Annotated in this window: 1 protein-coding gene; it reads left to right on the top strand. The window is 35.8% G+C overall.

What is annotated here, in order from left to right:
* Positions 1–734: methyl-accepting chemotaxis protein (locus tag CQA43_RS09340; protein WP_245944299.1), on the top strand; the 734-nt coding region annotated here is incomplete at both ends.

The raw sequence follows: 734 nt of genomic DNA, 5'->3' as shown, positions 1-734 counted from the left end.
ATTTCTTCTCCTACCTCAACCACGATACACAAACAGCCAATCTCATCAAAATAGAATCCCACGACGAATTTGGCATTATGGCAAAAGAAATTAATCAAAACATTCAAAACATTCAGTATGGTTTAGAAAAAGACCAAACAGCCATTGCACAATCTGCAGAAACTGCTAAAGCAGTAGAAGAGGGAGATTTAACTGCAAGAATCGTAGAGAATCCTCACAATCCACAACTGATAGAATTAAAGAATGTATTAAATGCAATGCTAGATGTCTTACAACATAAAGTAGGAAGCAATATGAATGCAATCAATGAAGTCTTTGAATCTTATAAATCCTTAGACTTTACTACTGAAGTTCCTAATGCACAAGGAAGTGTAGAAACCACTACGAATATTTTAGGAGAAGAAATTAGAAAAATGCTTATTTCTTCTGAAAGCTATGCCAAAGACTTAGTCAAACAAACCATTGAATTACAAAACTCTATGAGTAAGCTCTTAGATGGTAGTTCTTCTCAAGCAAGTTCTTTGCAACAATCTGCAGCAGCTATTGAAGAGATAAGTTCTTCTATGCAAAATGTTAGTGATAAAACCGCAGAGGTTACAAGACAAGCAGAGGATATTAAAAACATTGTAGGCGTAATTAAAGACATTGCAGACCAAACCAATCTTTTAGCCCTTAATGCAGCCATTGAAGCAGCAAGAGCAGGAGAACACGGAAGAGGATTTGCAGTTGTTGCT

Source organism: Helicobacter ganmani, assembly GCF_003364315.1.
In the GTDB taxonomy this organism is placed as follows: Bacteria; Campylobacterota; Campylobacteria; order Campylobacterales; family Helicobacteraceae; genus Helicobacter_D; species Helicobacter_D ganmani.
This window is presented reverse-complemented; position numbering and strand designations above follow the sequence as displayed.